Origin of the sequence: Pseudomonas sp. LjRoot71, assembly GCF_964253255.1 — a bacterium.
GTDB lineage: Bacteria > Pseudomonadota > Gammaproteobacteria > Pseudomonadales > Pseudomonadaceae > Aquipseudomonas.
Map to the genome: position 1 here is coordinate 4,378,302 of NZ_CAXURA020000001.1, position 14,126 is coordinate 4,392,427.

The window sequence follows — 14,126 nt, forward strand, 5'->3', positions numbered from 1 at the left end:
AGGCCATTACGGGCCAATATTTCGCAGCCTATACGAAATTATTAACGCTTTGTAGAAAATAATTTACGGCTTTTTGACAGGTCAGTCAGCATTGTGCAGAGTACGCGCCCTTCGCCGAACCGGCGCAGCATCCAGAGAAGGTCGAAACCTTCGCGGACCTCTTTATTAGCGGGAGTAAATCGATGAACGCAGTCGTTGCGGCAGTGGGGATCATGTTGATCCTCAGCTTGTGCCGTGTACATGTGGTGGTGGCCTTGATTGTCGGCGCGCTGGCCGGCGGCCTGCTCGGCGGCCTGGGTATTGAAGGTTCGCTGGCGGCCTTCAATAAAGGCCTGGGCGGTGGTGCTACTGTGGCGCTGTCCTACGCCTTGCTGGGCGCCTTTGCCGTGGCGATTGCCAAGTCCGGGCTGGCCCACGCGCTGGCGGACAAGGCCCTGGCCATGGTGGGTAAACAGGACGCCAAAGGTGCTGGCCTGCTCAAGTGGCTGCTGATTGGTCTGTTGCTGGTTGTGGCGATTTCTTCGCAGAACATCCTGCCGATCCACATTGCCTTTATTCCGCTGCTGGTGCCGCCGCTGCTGTATGTGCTGAGCAAGCTGCAACTGGACCGTCGCCTGATAGCCTGTGTGCTGACCTTCGGCCTGATTACCCCGTATATGTTCCTGCCGGTGGGTTTTGGCGGGATATTTCTGAATGACATTCTGTTGGCCAACGTCGCCAGTGCCGGTGTGGATACCGCAGGCCTGGATGTGACCAAGGCCATGACCATTCCTGCACTGGGCATGCTGTTCGGTTTAGTGGTGGCGCTGTTCAGCTACCGCAAAAAGCGTACATATGACCTGAGCAAGATCGAGCAGGTGGAGCGCGTCGACGTTGCCTACAACCCGTTGAGCCTGTTGGTGGCCGGTGTGGCGATTGTCGCGGCGTTTGTCGTGCAGCTGTGGCTGGACTCGATGATTATCGGTGCCCTGGTTGGCTTCATCATCTTCTCGGTGTCCGGTGTGGTGCGCTGGAAAGAGGCTGACGGCCTGTTCACCGAAGGCATGAAGATGATGGCCATGATCGGCTTTATCATGCTGGCCGCCGCCGGTTTTGCCGAAGTGATGAAGGCCACCGGTGAGGTTAAAAGCCTGGTCGACAGCTCTGCGGCCCTGATCGGCAATAACAAGGCGCTTGGCGCACTGCTGATGCTGCTGGTTGGTCTGCTGGTGACCATGGGCATTGGCTCGTCGTTCTCGACCGTACCGATCATCGCTGCGATCTTCGTACCGCTGGGCATGCAACTGGGTTTCAGCCCGTTGGCCATTCTGTCGATCGTCGGCACTGCCGGTGCCCTCGGCGATGCGGGCTCACCTGCCTCCGATTCGACTCTGGGGCCTACTGCTGGCCTCAACGTCGATGGTCAGCACAACCATATCTGGGACAGCGTGGTGCCGACCTTCCTGCACTACAACCTGCCACTGCTGGTATTCGGTTGGGCAGCAGCTATGGTGATCTGACCGCCGCAGTGGGTGCCTGACGACAGATTCGTACAGGTGCTCAACCTTTTAGCGGGGCTGCCGATCAACGGTTAGCCCCGTTTTTATTCCGCACTATCGCTGAGCAAGGATTGGCATGATGCGTCTTACATTAAAAGCAAAAGTCGTGTTGTTGGCACTGATTCCCGTGGTGTTGTTTGCGGTGGTCCTCAGTGGCGCCGCCGCCAGGGTGCTGCAGAACCTGGCAGCCCAGGAAGTCGAGGAAACCCGCGAGCGGCTGCTGCAGGAAAGCCGTAACGAGCTGCAGCATTACGTGCAGATCGCCCTAGGTTCGGTGCAGTCCTTGTATGACGCTGCCGGGCAAGGCGATATGGCCAGCCGTGAGCAGGCCATCGCCATTCTGTCGAAAATCAAATTCGGCAAGGACGGTTACTTCTTTGGCCACGATTCAAATGTGGTGCGGCTGTTCCGCGGCGACAGCCCGGTGGATGTGGGCAAGAGCCTGGCCGATCGTCGTGACCCGAACGGTGTGTACATCAACCGTGAACTGGTGAATGTCGCCAAGAACAACAGCTACTACCTGAACTACAGCTCGCCATTGCCCACGGATGATTCGGTGTTGGTGCCGAAAATGGCTTACAGCTATTACCTGCCGAAATGGGACATGGCGCTGGGCACGGCCATCAATCTGGATGGCATCGAAGCGCAGATCGTCCAGGTACAGAGTGAGATCGACAAACGCATCAGCACCATCATCACCAGCATCATGGTGGTGGCAGTCGTACTGCTGGTAATTTTCGGCGTCGCTGGGGTTGTGCTGAGCAACACCTTCCTGCGCCCGTTGCAGCAGATCAAGGACAACCTGGACGATATTGCTGCGGGTGAAGGCGACCTGACCCGCCGTCTGCCGATCAATGGCGATGACGAACTGGGCCAGTTGGCCGGCTCGTTCAACCGCTTTGTCGAGAAGATTCACGGCCTGGTGCGGCAGATCGTTGATATGACCGGCCAACTGACCGAACTGGTCAATCAGGTGTCCGCCCAGGCGCAGCGCTCGGAGCAGGCCATGGAGCGTCAGCGCCACGAGACGGATCAGGTCGCAACCGCTATCAACGAGATGTCGGCTGCCGCCCATGAAGTGGCGCAAAGCGCCCAGGGCGCAGCAGAGGCCGCGCAGAAGACCGACACCGAAGGGCAGGCGGCGAAGCAGGTGGTCGATGGCAGCATTGCGCGCATTCACACCCTGGTGCAGGACATTCGCGACAGCGGTCTGTCCCTCGATACCCTGCAAAAGGACGTGTCGTCGATTGTCAGTGTGCTGGATGTAATCCGCTCAATTGCCGAGCAGACCAACCTGCTGGCCCTCAACGCGGCTATCGAAGCGGCGCGTGCCGGTGAGGCCGGACGCGGTTTTGCCGTGGTCGCTGATGAGGTTCGTGCCCTGGCCAGCCGCACGCAACAAAGTACCCAGGAAATTCAGGGGATGATCGACCGTCTGCAAAAAGGCACTCAGGATGCGGTGACCTCGATGCGCCGTTCCAGTGATGCCGGTGATGTCACCAGTGAACAGGCCAACCGTGCTGGTACGTCGTTGGATGCGATTGCCCAGCTGATCGGCACCATCAACGCGATGAACGCGCAGATCGCCAGCGCGGCCGAAGAGCAGACCGCAGTAGCCGAAGAGATCAACCGCAGCGTGCACAAGATTGCCGTAGTGGTGGACAGCGTGGCGGATGAAACCCAGCAAGGGGCTCAGACCGCGCGCAACCTGGCTGGGCTGGGGGAACGTCTGGGGGCTCTGGTGCGTCAGTTCCGCATCTAGCACTTGCCGCTGCAACATCGAAAGGGAAGCCTGGCTTCCCTTTTTTATTGCCCAAACATCGCTCGTGCGGCGCATGACAAGCGTTGTGCAGGTATGCCCGCAGCTGTGCGTTGACGCTGTGCTGCAGATAACGGCAACAACTTAAAACCTACTGCGCTATATCCAATAAGTATTTAGTGCTGTGGTTGCTGGGAGTTTCTTGTACTAGCGTGCATGAATCGCCAGGCCAGCCTGTTGCTGCTGCCAGGGCGACAGCTTTGGGTACGCGCAGTTACTGCTGCTACGGCGGTGTGTATGAGCAGTCTCCAGTGGGTGGTGGAAGGTTTCTGGGTACAACTGGAGGTGATTCGTACAGCGGCTCGGGTATGCGGCCCCATCGATAACAACAAGATGAGGGACTCAACATGTCTGTAGCGATCGCATTTCGGCGCTGTGTTGCGCCGCTGCTGGTTTCAGCCTTGGTCATGTCTGTGCAGGCCGAGGAGGGTGATTACAATTTTTGGCAAACCCTGAGCAATCTGGTGTCGGCACCTGCGGCTGACAACAAGGTGACGCCGGCACAACGGGTTGGCCCGTACCCACTGCTGGCCAACCCGTCAGGGTTCAACAGCGGCTTCAAACCGGCCAACTACTACGCCTGGCAAACGGTGCGGATGGCTCCGCAGACCGGAGCCGTGTGCGGCAACGGCTCTCCTTACAAGTTCTTCATCAACCGGGTTCCCAACACCCGCAACACCATCATTTACCTGGAGGGTGGCGGCGCCTGCTGGGATTACGCCAGTTGCACCGGGCAGAGCGGCATTCGTGGCGCACGTAACCCGGCCGGGATTCCCAACGATTACATGAGCCTGCTCAATCCCGGTGCCAGTCTGGTCAGCCCGTTTGTAGTGCGTCTGCACCCCTGGACGCGGGTGAAAACCCAGAGCTGGAACATGGTTTACGTCCCGTACTGCACGGGTGATATCTATTCCGGCGACAAGGTGGCGGTCTATCAGGATCCGCAGAACCAGCAGCAGCCGCTGATCTGGCATCACAATGGCCTGCGCAACATGCGTGCGGTGGTTGGCTGGCTCAAGGACAACCTGCCGCGGCCTACGCAGATGCTGACCACTGGATGCAGCGCTGGCGGTGCCGGCAGCCTGACCAACTATGCCCCGACGCGTCAGGACATCGCGCCGACGCGCAGCTTCCTGATCAATGACTCGGGCCCGGTCTTCTCGGCCATCAGTGGCGCGGGCAATGAGACCTATCCGTCCTTGCCGTTGCAGAGCTTTATCCGCAATGCCTGGGGCCTGGATGCCGGGCCATTGCCGTACCTGCAAGCGCGGCTGCCAGGGCTCAATCTGAATAACCTCGGGACTCTCTACCCGGCGCTGTCGAGCAACCTGGTGGGCGACCGCATGGGCCACACGCACTTCTGGAAGGACCTCAACTATTCGTCCTATTCCTACGAGCGCTTCTATCCGGAGATCATCAATGCACCGAACCAGGCCGCCAAGGAGGCGCTGATTCAGGCCAAGTGGGCGGTGGATACCGGGCGGCTGCGCAATGAGTTGGCCAATCTGCCAAATGTGGGCGGTTACTTTCCGCAGTACCGCGCGGTCAATGAAAGCCATTGCACCAGCATTATCGAGTTTGCCAATGCAGATATTCAGGAGCAGAACCTGCAGCTGGATGACTTCGTTAACAACGTGATGAATGGCAGTGGCCCGGTGCTCGATGCGTCCGAGCTGAGCGACACCGCCGACCGCAACAAACCCTTCAACCTGCTGTACTACGCGCTCGACCAACTGCTGTAATGCCGAGCCCGACCTGAGCAGCTAGCTCAGGTCGGGCTATTGATAGTGCTGCTCACGTGCCTGTTGCAGGCGTTGGCGCAGGTATTCGTCACGGCTCAGGCCATCGGGGATGCTGTCCATGCTCAGGACCTCCTCGACGATGCGTTTTTCATCGACTTTATAACGCTGAAATTCGGCGCTGGGTGTCGCGGACTTGGCTTCGCGCTCGGCGCTTATTGCCTTGTAGCGGGCGACCAGGGCCGTGGCCTGATCTTTCTGCGCCTGTTCATCGTCGGTGGTCAGCTGAATCAGCCCCAGCTGTAGCAACAGCGATTCGCTCATGGCCAGTTCACTGCGTTGTTCGTAAGTCTCGATCTGCTCACGCAAGGCCTGCGCCTGGCTTTCACGCTGTGCGGGCGATAACTCGGCGGCGCCGCTCACAAAGCTGCGGTAGGCCTGATGAAATGCCAGGCGTTGCTCCTGATTTTTTACCGCAGGGTTTTGCAATAGCGCTTGCAACTGCGCCTCAGTGGGGATCGACGTGACGGGGCTATCACCCGCAACCACGTCTGCTGGGCTATCGGCCTGACTGGTTGGCGCAATCATTTGCGGCTCGTTCTGTAGACGCCAGTAGAGCGTGCCAAACACTGCAATCAGCACGAGCCCGCCGCCAATTAAAAGAGGTTTTCCCTGCACCGGCTTCTCCTGAATGACGCCGCAGCGTGCGGCGTTTTCAGCTTAGTCCAGACTGCACTTAGCGCTTTTTGCTGACCCAGGCCCAGAGCATTTCGCACTGGATCGGCTGAATGCCGACTTCGTCAGTCACCGTCACTGCGACCAACACTTCGCCTTTGTCCTGGGTATGAATCGCGTTTATCTGCTCGGGCGTCAGACTGGCTTCGGCACGCAGGCTGCCGGTGGCGCGCTTCAAGTAGTCGACCTTGAGGCTTTTGATCAGCGGCAGTTTGTCGTCCGGCACGTTCATCCCGACCAGAAAGCCCGTAGCAGACTCGGCCAGCAATGCCATGGCGGCGGCATGCACGCCTTTGATGTGGTTCTGCACCTTGCGCTTGTTGGCGATGCTCATCACCGCGCGCTGCTCGGTCAGCGTATGCACGCGCACCTTGGCGGTGCCGGCGAACTTCACCTGGGAACCAAACAACAGCGACATGGCTGGGCTGTGCAAGGCGTTGGGCAGTGTGTGGATCTTGCTGACGATGCGGCTTAAGCGGTTACTGGGCATGGCGATCTCCGGTAGGCAGAGCAGGGCGGTTGATTAGAGACTAAGACCGTTATAAAGGGGAGGCATAAAAAAACCCCAGCATTTCTGCTGGGGTTTTCTCAACACCCTCGACCTTGATCGTGGCCTCGGTCGAGTGAGCCGGTTCTTAGTGGAACTGGTTCATGGTGTTGTCTTTACCGCCGGCTTTCAGGGCTGCTTCACCAGCGAAGTACTCTTTGTGAGCGTCGCCGATGTCGGAACCGGACATGTTCTGGTGCTTAACGCAGGCGATACCTTGACGGATTTCCTGACGCTGAACGCCTTTCACGTAAGCCAGCATGCCTTGGTCTGCGAAGTAACCTTTGGCCAGGTTGTCGGTGGACAGCGCGGCGGTGTGGTAAGTCGGCAGAGTGATCAGGTGGTGGAAGATACCTGCCTGAGCAGAACCGTCACGTTGGAAGGTGCGGATACGCTCGTCAGCAACCTGAGCCAGTTCGGTTTCGTCGTACTCGACGCTCATCAGTTGGGCGCGGTCGTAGGCGGAAACGTCCTTGCCTTCGGCTACGAATGCATCGTAAGCCTGCTGACGGAAGTTCAGGGTCCAGTTGAACGATGGGCTGTTGTTGTAAACCAGCTTGGCGTTCGGGATGACCTTACGGATTTCATCAACCATGCCTTTGATCTGGCCGACGTGTGGCTTCTCGGTTTCGATCCACAGCATGTCAGCGCCGTTCTGCAGCGAAGTGATGCTGTCCAGTACGCAGCGTGCTTCACCGGTGCCAGCGCGGAACTGGAACAGGTTGGACGGCAGACGCTTAGGACGCAGCAGCTTGCCTTCACGCTTGATTACTACATCGCCGTTGCCCAGTTCGGCTTCGGAGATTTCTTCACAATCCAGGAAGGAGTTGTACAGATCGCCCAGGTCGCCCGGCTCTTTGGTCACGGCGATTTGCTTGGTCAGGCCAGCACCCAGGGAGTCGGTACGCGCAACGATTACGCCGTTGTCGATACCCAGCTCGAGGAATGCGTAGCGAACAGCGTTGATCTTGGCCAGGAAGTCGGCGTGAGGAACGGTCACTTTACCGTCCTGGTGGCCGCACTGCTTCTCGTCGGAAACCTGGTTTTCGATCTGGATGCAGCAAGCACCCGCTTCGATCATCTTCTTGGCCAGCAGGTAGGTGGCTTCCGGGTTACCGAAACCAGCGTCGATGTCGGCGATGATTGGTACGACGTGAGTTTCGTAGCCGTCGATCTGAGCCTGGATTTCGTCTGCTTTGACTTTGTCGCCAGCAGCGCGGGCAGCGTCCAGAGCGGTGAACAGCAGGTCCAGCTCACGGGCGTCAGCCTGGCGCAGGAAGGTGTACAGCTCTTCGATCAGACCGGAAACCGAGGTTTTCTCGTGCATGGACTGATCCGGCAGCGGACCGAAATCCGAACGCAGAGCAGCAACCATCCAGCCCGACAGGTAGAGGTAGCGCTTGTTGGTGGTCTTCAGGTGCTTCTTGATCGAAATCAGCTTCTGCTGACCGATGAAACCATGCCAGCAGCCCAGAGACTGGGTGTAGACGGAGGAGTCAGCATCGTACTCGGCCATGTCTTTGCGCATGATGTCGGCAGTGTACTGAGCGATTTCCAGACCGGTTTTGAAGCGGTTCTGGGCGCGCATGCGGGCCACGGACTCAGGGTCAATAGCGCTCCAGCTGCTGCCAGCGGCGGCTTTAAGGGCGGCTACGGCTTTGATGTCGTTTTGATAAGCTGACATGGTCAATCCTTCAAAGTATGTGTTTGGTTGAGCACCGACTTCCCCACTGAACACCTGTGTTGCCGGAGGTTGTTGTAGCTCACTGCAGAACGTCGAGAAGTCGACTTGAGACGGAGTTGATCCGGGAGGAGGGTGACGAGCTCAACAGGTCGCGGCTGCAGGGGTTGCAAATGATCGGGTCATTTGGCGTTTACCGGCTCAAAAGTGCCGTTGGACGACTCAACCTGCTGTGGCGTGATGCGCACTGTTGCTAAACGCTTCCCCGTCCCTCAGGACAACTTCGTTCCAGTCGCAATCTCATCGAACGGCCTTGTGGGCTTTACAACGCAAATCGGCTCTGACGGTAAGTTGGAGCGCGATTCGGAGGGCTTTTCAGACCTCTGATTAGCGGGAGCGGGGCCATGATGCCTTCGCCAAAAGTGTTCGTCAATTATTTTGTAGTGCTTTTTGAATGACTACTACATAAGTTGTAAAGCGACCAATGAGTCAGGCTGCGTGGCTCTATCCGGCGGATTGCGGCGGCGCTGGCGGTTTCTCTGTTGCGGTTTAGGCACTACCTGGCAGGTACAAGGCGATGAGCGGTTACCTGGCGCTGCCTGCAAAACCCCTACGGCAGCGCCAGGTGCTGGAAGTGGCTTACTGCACCACGTCGACCTTGACCCGCATGCTCATGTCTTCACGGCCTTGGGTCGAGCGGTGCTGGAGGAAGTCGCCTTGCTCGCCCTGGCTCTGTTCGCTGACCCCGCCGATGCTGATCCATTCACCGACCCGGCCGCTGACTCGGGTATCGGTACTCTGCACGTCAATGGCGCCAGGCTGGGTCTGGCTGAGGCGGTCGCGGTTGCTGCTGATGTTGATGTGCACCATCTCCCCGCTGAGGCTGGCGGTCACATAGAACCCACGCGTGACGTTGCGGTATTGGGTGTTGCTGTAGGGCTGGCCGTAGACATCCCGGCCACGTGTCGTCAGGGGTACGCTCTGGCCCACCTGAATCAGTGCTGGATAGCCTTCGGTGGCCTGCACCTGTTGGGTGCCGCCGCTGCGACTATCGGTGCTGCGACGGATGATGCGCACCTGATCGCGTCCATTGATTTCGCCTTGGCCGATCTGGATTTCGCCATTGCCGGCACTGATGCTGCCATCGGCGCGATAGCCCCGGTCGGTCTGATAACCCGACTCGTTGGTGTCGACGCTGATCAGCAGGCGGCGCGGCATGGTGTCCAGTTGTTGCAGCAGGGTGCGCACTTCCTGGATCTTGGCCGGGTCAGCATTGACGATCAATTGATTGCCATAGGCATTCACGCGGCCTTCGTGGCCCAGTACGGATTGCACCACTGACAGCACTTCATCCGCTGTGCGGTAGTTGAGGGGAATCACCTCGGTGGCTGCGCCAGCTGACAGGCTGAAACTGAACAGGGCGGCGGCGAGCAGGGCGCGAACCTTCATAGCAAAAAACTCCGTAAGTCAGCGTCGGTGATGCTGGTGTCCCAGGCCTGGTCGAACTGTACGCGGCGCTGACGGTTGCGACCGGGGTCTTGGTACAGGGCATAACCACTGGCTTGGCCAAGCTCGGGCAACAGCAGCAAACCACGGTCATCGGCCAGCAGAAACGCCAGTTCTTCATTAGGGTAGTCCGGGTGCAGCTTGCGAATCTGCATATTGCTCGACAGGCGGCGCGACAGGCCGAGCAGGCGGTGACCTTCCTTGACCGCACGGGCGGGGTCGCGCAGCAGGATACGCAGCTGGTTACGGGGGTTGGCCAACAGAAAACGGGTGCAGGCGTCCTGCACGCTGCTGTGGTGATAGAGCCAGGGCTCCAGGTCATGGCTGTAGATGCACAGGCTGCGCTGGGCCTGTTGCAGCAGCGCCAGTGCATGAGCGCGGGCCTGTTCCGGTTGGCTGAAGCGCTCCAGTGCGGCATGAGCACCCAGAACATACGGTGCCGGTTCGGCCTGCGGACTGTCCGGTGTCAGGCTTTGCGGGTTGTGCACAGCAAAACGCCCCGGTGACTCGAACTCGATGGCAGGAAGCTCAATGGGCTTCTGTTGCTCGGGCAGGTCATTCGGGGCGTTTTCGTCGTTCATCCTGGCCTCTAGGCGCTATGTCGCACCATGTCTACGTGAGGGATGCCGGCGTCGAGGTATTCACCACTAACGATGGCAAACCCGAGCTTTTCATAGAAGGCCGTGGCGTGCACCTGGGCACTGAGCATTTGTTGCGTCAGGCCGCGTTTTTCCGCTTCCGCAATCACCGCCTGGATCAACGCGACGCCCACATTCAGGCCGCGCCAGTCCTTGAGCACGGAAACCCGGCCAATATGCCCATCCGGCAGCAGGCGAGCCGTACCAATCGGGTAATCACCTTCCAGGGCGAGAAAATGCACAGCATCGGCATCTTCGGCATCCCACTCCAGTTCCGGCGGTACGGCCTGTTCAGCGATAAACACGGTTTCGCGAATACGCCGCAGGTCAGCATTGTCCTTCTGCCAGTCGGCCAGGCGAACCTGTATCTCACTCATCAGCAAACTCCAGGCTGCCTTGTTTGACCAGTTCAACCAGCAGGTTACGCCCTTCGTCATCGGCAAGCCATGCGCCGAGGTTTTCGATGTGCAGGGCGTCGGCGGAGCAGACCAGTTTCAGCAGTTCACGCAGGCTGGCCGAAAGCAGGCGGCTTTGCCCACTGGCGAACAGCACCAGGTCTTCACCAACTTCCGACCAGGCCATGCGCGCGCTGGGGTTGCGGATCAAAATGGCGCCATCTTCGAGGCCGGCGAGGAAGGTTTCTTCGTCGATCTCGATGCCGGCAATCAGCTCCGGGTATTTCGGCTCGGTCATAAACTGGCCGAACCATGTCATCAACAGGCGTTCATCGCTCATGTGCTCGTTGAGCAGCGCCTTGAGGCGATCCAGGGCGTCGCGCTGAATCTGCGTCGGGTCATCGGTCGGTTGCGCGTCAGCGTCGCTGTAGCGCTCTTCGTCAGGCAGGAACTGGCCGAGAAAGTCGGTGAAATGGGTCAGGACTTCAGCGGCGCTTGGCGCACGGAAGCCTACGGAATACGTCATACAGTCATCCTCAGCGGTACCACAGTGGGCCAGGAGCGGCGGCAGATACAGCATGTCGCCGGGTTCCAGAACCCATTCTTCAGTTTTAACGAATTCGGCGAGGATCTTCAGATCCGCGTGTTGCAGCATCGGGCTATCGGTAGTGCACTGCTGGCCGATCTGCCAGCGGCGTTTGCCGTAACCCTGCAGGAGAAAAACATCGTAGTTGTCGTAATGCGGGCCCACACCGCCGCCCGGCACGGCGAAGCTGATCATTACGTCATCGATACGCCACTTGGGCAGGAACTTGAACTCTTCCAGCAGTTCGGCGACTTCTGGGACGAACTGATCGACCGCCTGCACCAGCAGGGTCCAGTCGCGCTCGGGCAGTTCGGCGAACGCGTCTTCGGCGAATGGGCCGCGGCGCAGTTCCCAAGGGTGTGCACCATGTTCGAGAACCAGGCGCGATTCGACTTCTTCTTCAAGCGCCAGACCCGCCAGCTCGTCGGGGGAAATCGGGCTTTCAAAACCAGGAATCGCCTGGCGCACCAGCAGTGGTTTCTTCTGCCAGTAGTCACGCATGAACTCACGGGCTGTCAGGCCACCCAATAGTTGCAGCGGAGTATCAGGATTCATCGCTAAGCCCTTGAAGTCAGTAAATACCCATAAATAAAAACGCCCGGCGCAGCCGGGCGTCTGGGAGGCTGTTGCCGGTTAGATGCGCTTGGCCTGGGCGACCGCGTTGCCGATGTAGCTGGCGGGAGTCAGGAGTTTGAGCTCGGCCTTGGCGGCGGCTGGCATGTCCAGGCCATCGATAAAGCTCAGTAGCGCTTCCGGGCTGATGCCCTTGCCGCGAGTCAGCTCCTTGAGCTTCTCGTAGGGGTTTTCGATAGCGTAACGGCGCATCACGGTCTGGATCGGCTCGGCGAGCACTTCCCAGCAGGCGTCCAGGTCTTCAGCAATACGTTGAGCATTGAGCTCCAACTTGCTGATTCCCTTGAGACTGGCTTCGTAGGCAATAACGCTGTGGGCAAAGCCGACACCGAGGTTGCGCAGCACGGTGGAGTCGGTCAGGTCGCGCTGCCAGCGTGAGATTGGCAGCTTGCTGGCCAAATGCTGGAACAGCGCGTTGGCGATCCCCAGGTTGCCTTCGGAGTTTTCGAAGTCGATCGGGTTGACCTTGTGCGGCATGGTCGAGGAGCCGATTTCACCCGCGATGGTGCGCTGCTTGAAATAGCCCAGGGAGATGTAGCCCCAGATATCACGATCGAAGTCGATCAGGATGGTGTTGAAGCGGGCAATGGCGTCGAACAACTCGGCGATGTAGTCGTGCGGCTCGATCTGCGTGGTGTAGGGGTTGAACTGCAGCCCCAGGTCACCTTCGATAAATTGCTTGGCGTTGGCTTCCCAATCGATCTGCGGGTAGGCCGACAGGTGGGCGTTATAGTTGCCCACTGCGCCATTGATCTTGCCCAGCAGCGGCACCGCAGCAACCTGAGCGATCTGGCGCTCCAGGCGATAAACCACGTTGGCCAGTTCCTTGCCCAGGGTGGTCGGCGATGCCGGCTGACCGTGGGTGCGCGAGAGCATGGGCACGTCGGCGAACTTGATTGCCAGTTCGCGGATCGCTTCGGCGGTTTGGCGCATCAGCGGCAGCAGCACGTCGTCACGGCCGGCGCGCAGCATCAGGGCGTGGGACAGGTTGTTGATGTCTTCACTGGTGCAGGCGAAGTGGATGAACTCGCTGACCTTGTCCAGCTCAGGCAGCTTGGCAGCTTGTTCCTTGAGCAGGTATTCCACGGCTTTGACGTCGTGGTTGGTGGTGCGCTCGATTTCTTTGACGCGCTCGGCGTGCTCGACGGCGAAGTTGTCAGCCAGCTCATTGAGCACGGCATTGGCTTCGGCGGAGAAGGGTGCTACTTCGGCTACGCCTTCATGGGCGGCCAGGCGCTGCAGCCAGCGGACTTCAACCAGAACGCGGAAACGGATCAGGCCGTATTCGCTGAAAATGGGGCGCAGAGCGCTGGTTTTGCCGGCGTAGCGGCCATCAACGGGGGAAACCGCGGTGAGCGAAGAAAGCTGCATGGGAGGCGTTCTCGGACAATCGGGCATTGAAAAGGGCGCGTATCATACATGAAATCGACGCCCGGCCGCGATTGCTTCAGCTGCCTTTGCGACGACTGATCGACAGCAGGCTGGCACTGAAAATCAGTGCGGCGCCCAGTAACGAGGTTAGATCCGGGGTTTCACCCCAGCGCAGCCAGGCAATCAGTCCGGCGAACACAATCGCCAGGTAGGCAAAGGGGCCGATCAGCCCGGGCGGTGCCAGACCGTAAGCCTTGGACATGATGATCTGGCTGGCGGTGGCCAGCAGGCCGATCACCAGCAGCAGGCCCAGCTCATGCTGAGTCATTGGCTGCCAGGCCCAGGTCAGCGGGATGGCCGAGATCAGGGCACTGAACAGGGAAAAGTAGAAGACGATGCGGAATGCCGGTTCGGTGTCGCTCATTTCGCGGATCGAGACAAAGGCGAACGCAGCCAGCACACTGGCTGCGAGGCCGATCAGGGCTTGACTGTCGAGCAATGCAGCCGAGGGTTTGGCCACCAGCAGTACACCAATCAGACCGATGCCGGTGGTCAGCAACATGCGCTTACTGAGCGGCTCCTTGAGCCACCACCAGGCAATCAGAGGGGTGAACACTGGTGCCGAGTAGGTGAACAGCATGGCGTCGGCCAGTGGCAGGTGGGCAATGGCGTAGAAGAAGCAATACATCGCCGCCAGGCCGTAGGTGGTGCGCCACAGGTGGGACTTCAAGCGGGTGGTCTTGAGCGGGCCAACCCCTTTGAGCAAGACCAGTGGCATAAAGAACAGCACACCGACCAGGTTGCGAAAGAACACCACCGACTCGTTGTTGACGCTGACCGACACCTCGCGGATGCCAACACCCATCAGGGAAAACAGCAGGGCAGACAATGCCAGCAGGGCTGCGCCTTGCAGTGGTTTGACCGCGCGGGTGGTCATC

At 59.3% G+C, this 14,126-nt stretch carries 12 protein-coding genes; 3 read left to right on the plus strand and 9 right to left on the minus strand.

Annotation, left to right across the window (positions count from 1 at the left end; all coding sequences use genetic code 11):
* Positions 1-182: 182 nt before the first annotated feature.
* From ACSQ17_RS20630 to ACSQ17_RS20640, 3 genes are all read left to right on the plus strand, one after another.
* Positions 183-1,499 (plus strand): Na+/H+ antiporter family protein, encoded by a 1,317-nt coding sequence (locus tag ACSQ17_RS20630; RefSeq protein ID WP_436070364.1) that lies wholly within the window; start codon positions 183-185, stop codon positions 1,497-1,499.
* Positions 1,500-1,617: 118 nt separating this feature from the next.
* Positions 1,618-3,300 (plus strand): methyl-accepting chemotaxis protein, encoded by a 1,683-nt coding sequence (locus ACSQ17_RS20635; RefSeq protein ID WP_436070365.1) that lies wholly within the window; start codon positions 1,618-1,620, stop codon positions 3,298-3,300.
* Between the two features lie 404 nt (positions 3,301-3,704).
* Positions 3,705-5,099, plus strand: coding sequence for a pectin acetylesterase-family hydrolase (locus tag ACSQ17_RS20640; protein ID WP_436070366.1), 1,395 nt, complete (start codon positions 3,705-3,707; stop codon positions 5,097-5,099).
* A 36-nt stretch (positions 5,100-5,135) separates the two neighbouring features.
* Here ACSQ17_RS20640 and ACSQ17_RS20645 read toward each other — a convergent pair whose 3' ends face one another.
* The 9 genes from ACSQ17_RS20645 to ACSQ17_RS20685 form a co-directional block, all read right to left on the minus strand.
* A complete protein-coding gene (locus ACSQ17_RS20645) occupies positions 5,136-5,684 on the minus strand; it encodes a hypothetical protein (protein ID WP_436070367.1) in 549 nt (182 codons plus the stop codon).
* 148 nt (positions 5,685-5,832) lie between these two features.
* Positions 5,833-6,321, minus strand: a complete 489-nt coding sequence (locus tag ACSQ17_RS20650; protein WP_436070368.1) for a DUF4442 domain-containing protein — start codon at positions 6,319-6,321, stop codon at positions 5,833-5,835.
* A 145-nt stretch (positions 6,322-6,466) separates the two neighbouring features.
* Positions 6,467-8,062: an isocitrate lyase gene (locus ACSQ17_RS20655; protein WP_436070369.1), complete on the minus strand. Its 1,596-nt coding sequence runs from the start codon at positions 8,060-8,062 to the stop codon at positions 6,467-6,469.
* A gap of 636 nt (positions 8,063-8,698) precedes the next feature.
* The gene (locus ACSQ17_RS20660; protein ID WP_436070370.1) at positions 8,699-9,508 is read right to left on the minus strand and encodes a secretin N-terminal domain-containing protein; all 810 of its coding nucleotides are present in this window, start codon (positions 9,506-9,508) and stop codon (positions 8,699-8,701) included.
* On the minus strand, positions 9,505-10,146 hold the full coding sequence (locus ACSQ17_RS20665; protein WP_436070371.1) for a histone acetyltransferase HPA2: 642 nt from the start codon (positions 10,144-10,146) through the stop codon (positions 9,505-9,507). Before ACSQ17_RS20665 ends, ACSQ17_RS20660 begins: the two co-directional genes overlap by 4 nt.
* Before the next feature lie 8 nt (positions 10,147-10,154).
* The gene (locus ACSQ17_RS20670; protein ID WP_090253657.1) at positions 10,155-10,580 is read right to left on the minus strand and encodes a GNAT family N-acetyltransferase; all 426 of its coding nucleotides are present in this window, start codon (positions 10,578-10,580) and stop codon (positions 10,155-10,157) included.
* The gene (locus tag ACSQ17_RS20675) at positions 10,573-11,739 is read right to left on the minus strand and encodes a JmjC domain-containing protein (protein WP_436070372.1); all 1,167 of its coding nucleotides are present in this window, start codon (positions 11,737-11,739) and stop codon (positions 10,573-10,575) included. The genes ACSQ17_RS20670 and ACSQ17_RS20675 overlap by 8 nt, the downstream gene beginning before the upstream one ends.
* Positions 11,740-11,817: 78 nt before the next feature.
* Positions 11,818-13,188 carry an adenylosuccinate lyase gene (gene purB / locus ACSQ17_RS20680; RefSeq protein WP_436070373.1) on the minus strand — a complete coding sequence of 457 codons (1,371 nt, stop codon included), beginning with the start codon at positions 13,186-13,188 and terminating at the stop codon, positions 11,818-11,820.
* Between the two features lie 76 nt (positions 13,189-13,264).
* Positions 13,265-14,125: a DMT family transporter gene (locus tag ACSQ17_RS20685; RefSeq protein WP_436070374.1), complete on the minus strand. Its 861-nt coding sequence runs from the start codon at positions 14,123-14,125 to the stop codon at positions 13,265-13,267.
* Position 14,126: the final 1 nt, after the last annotated feature.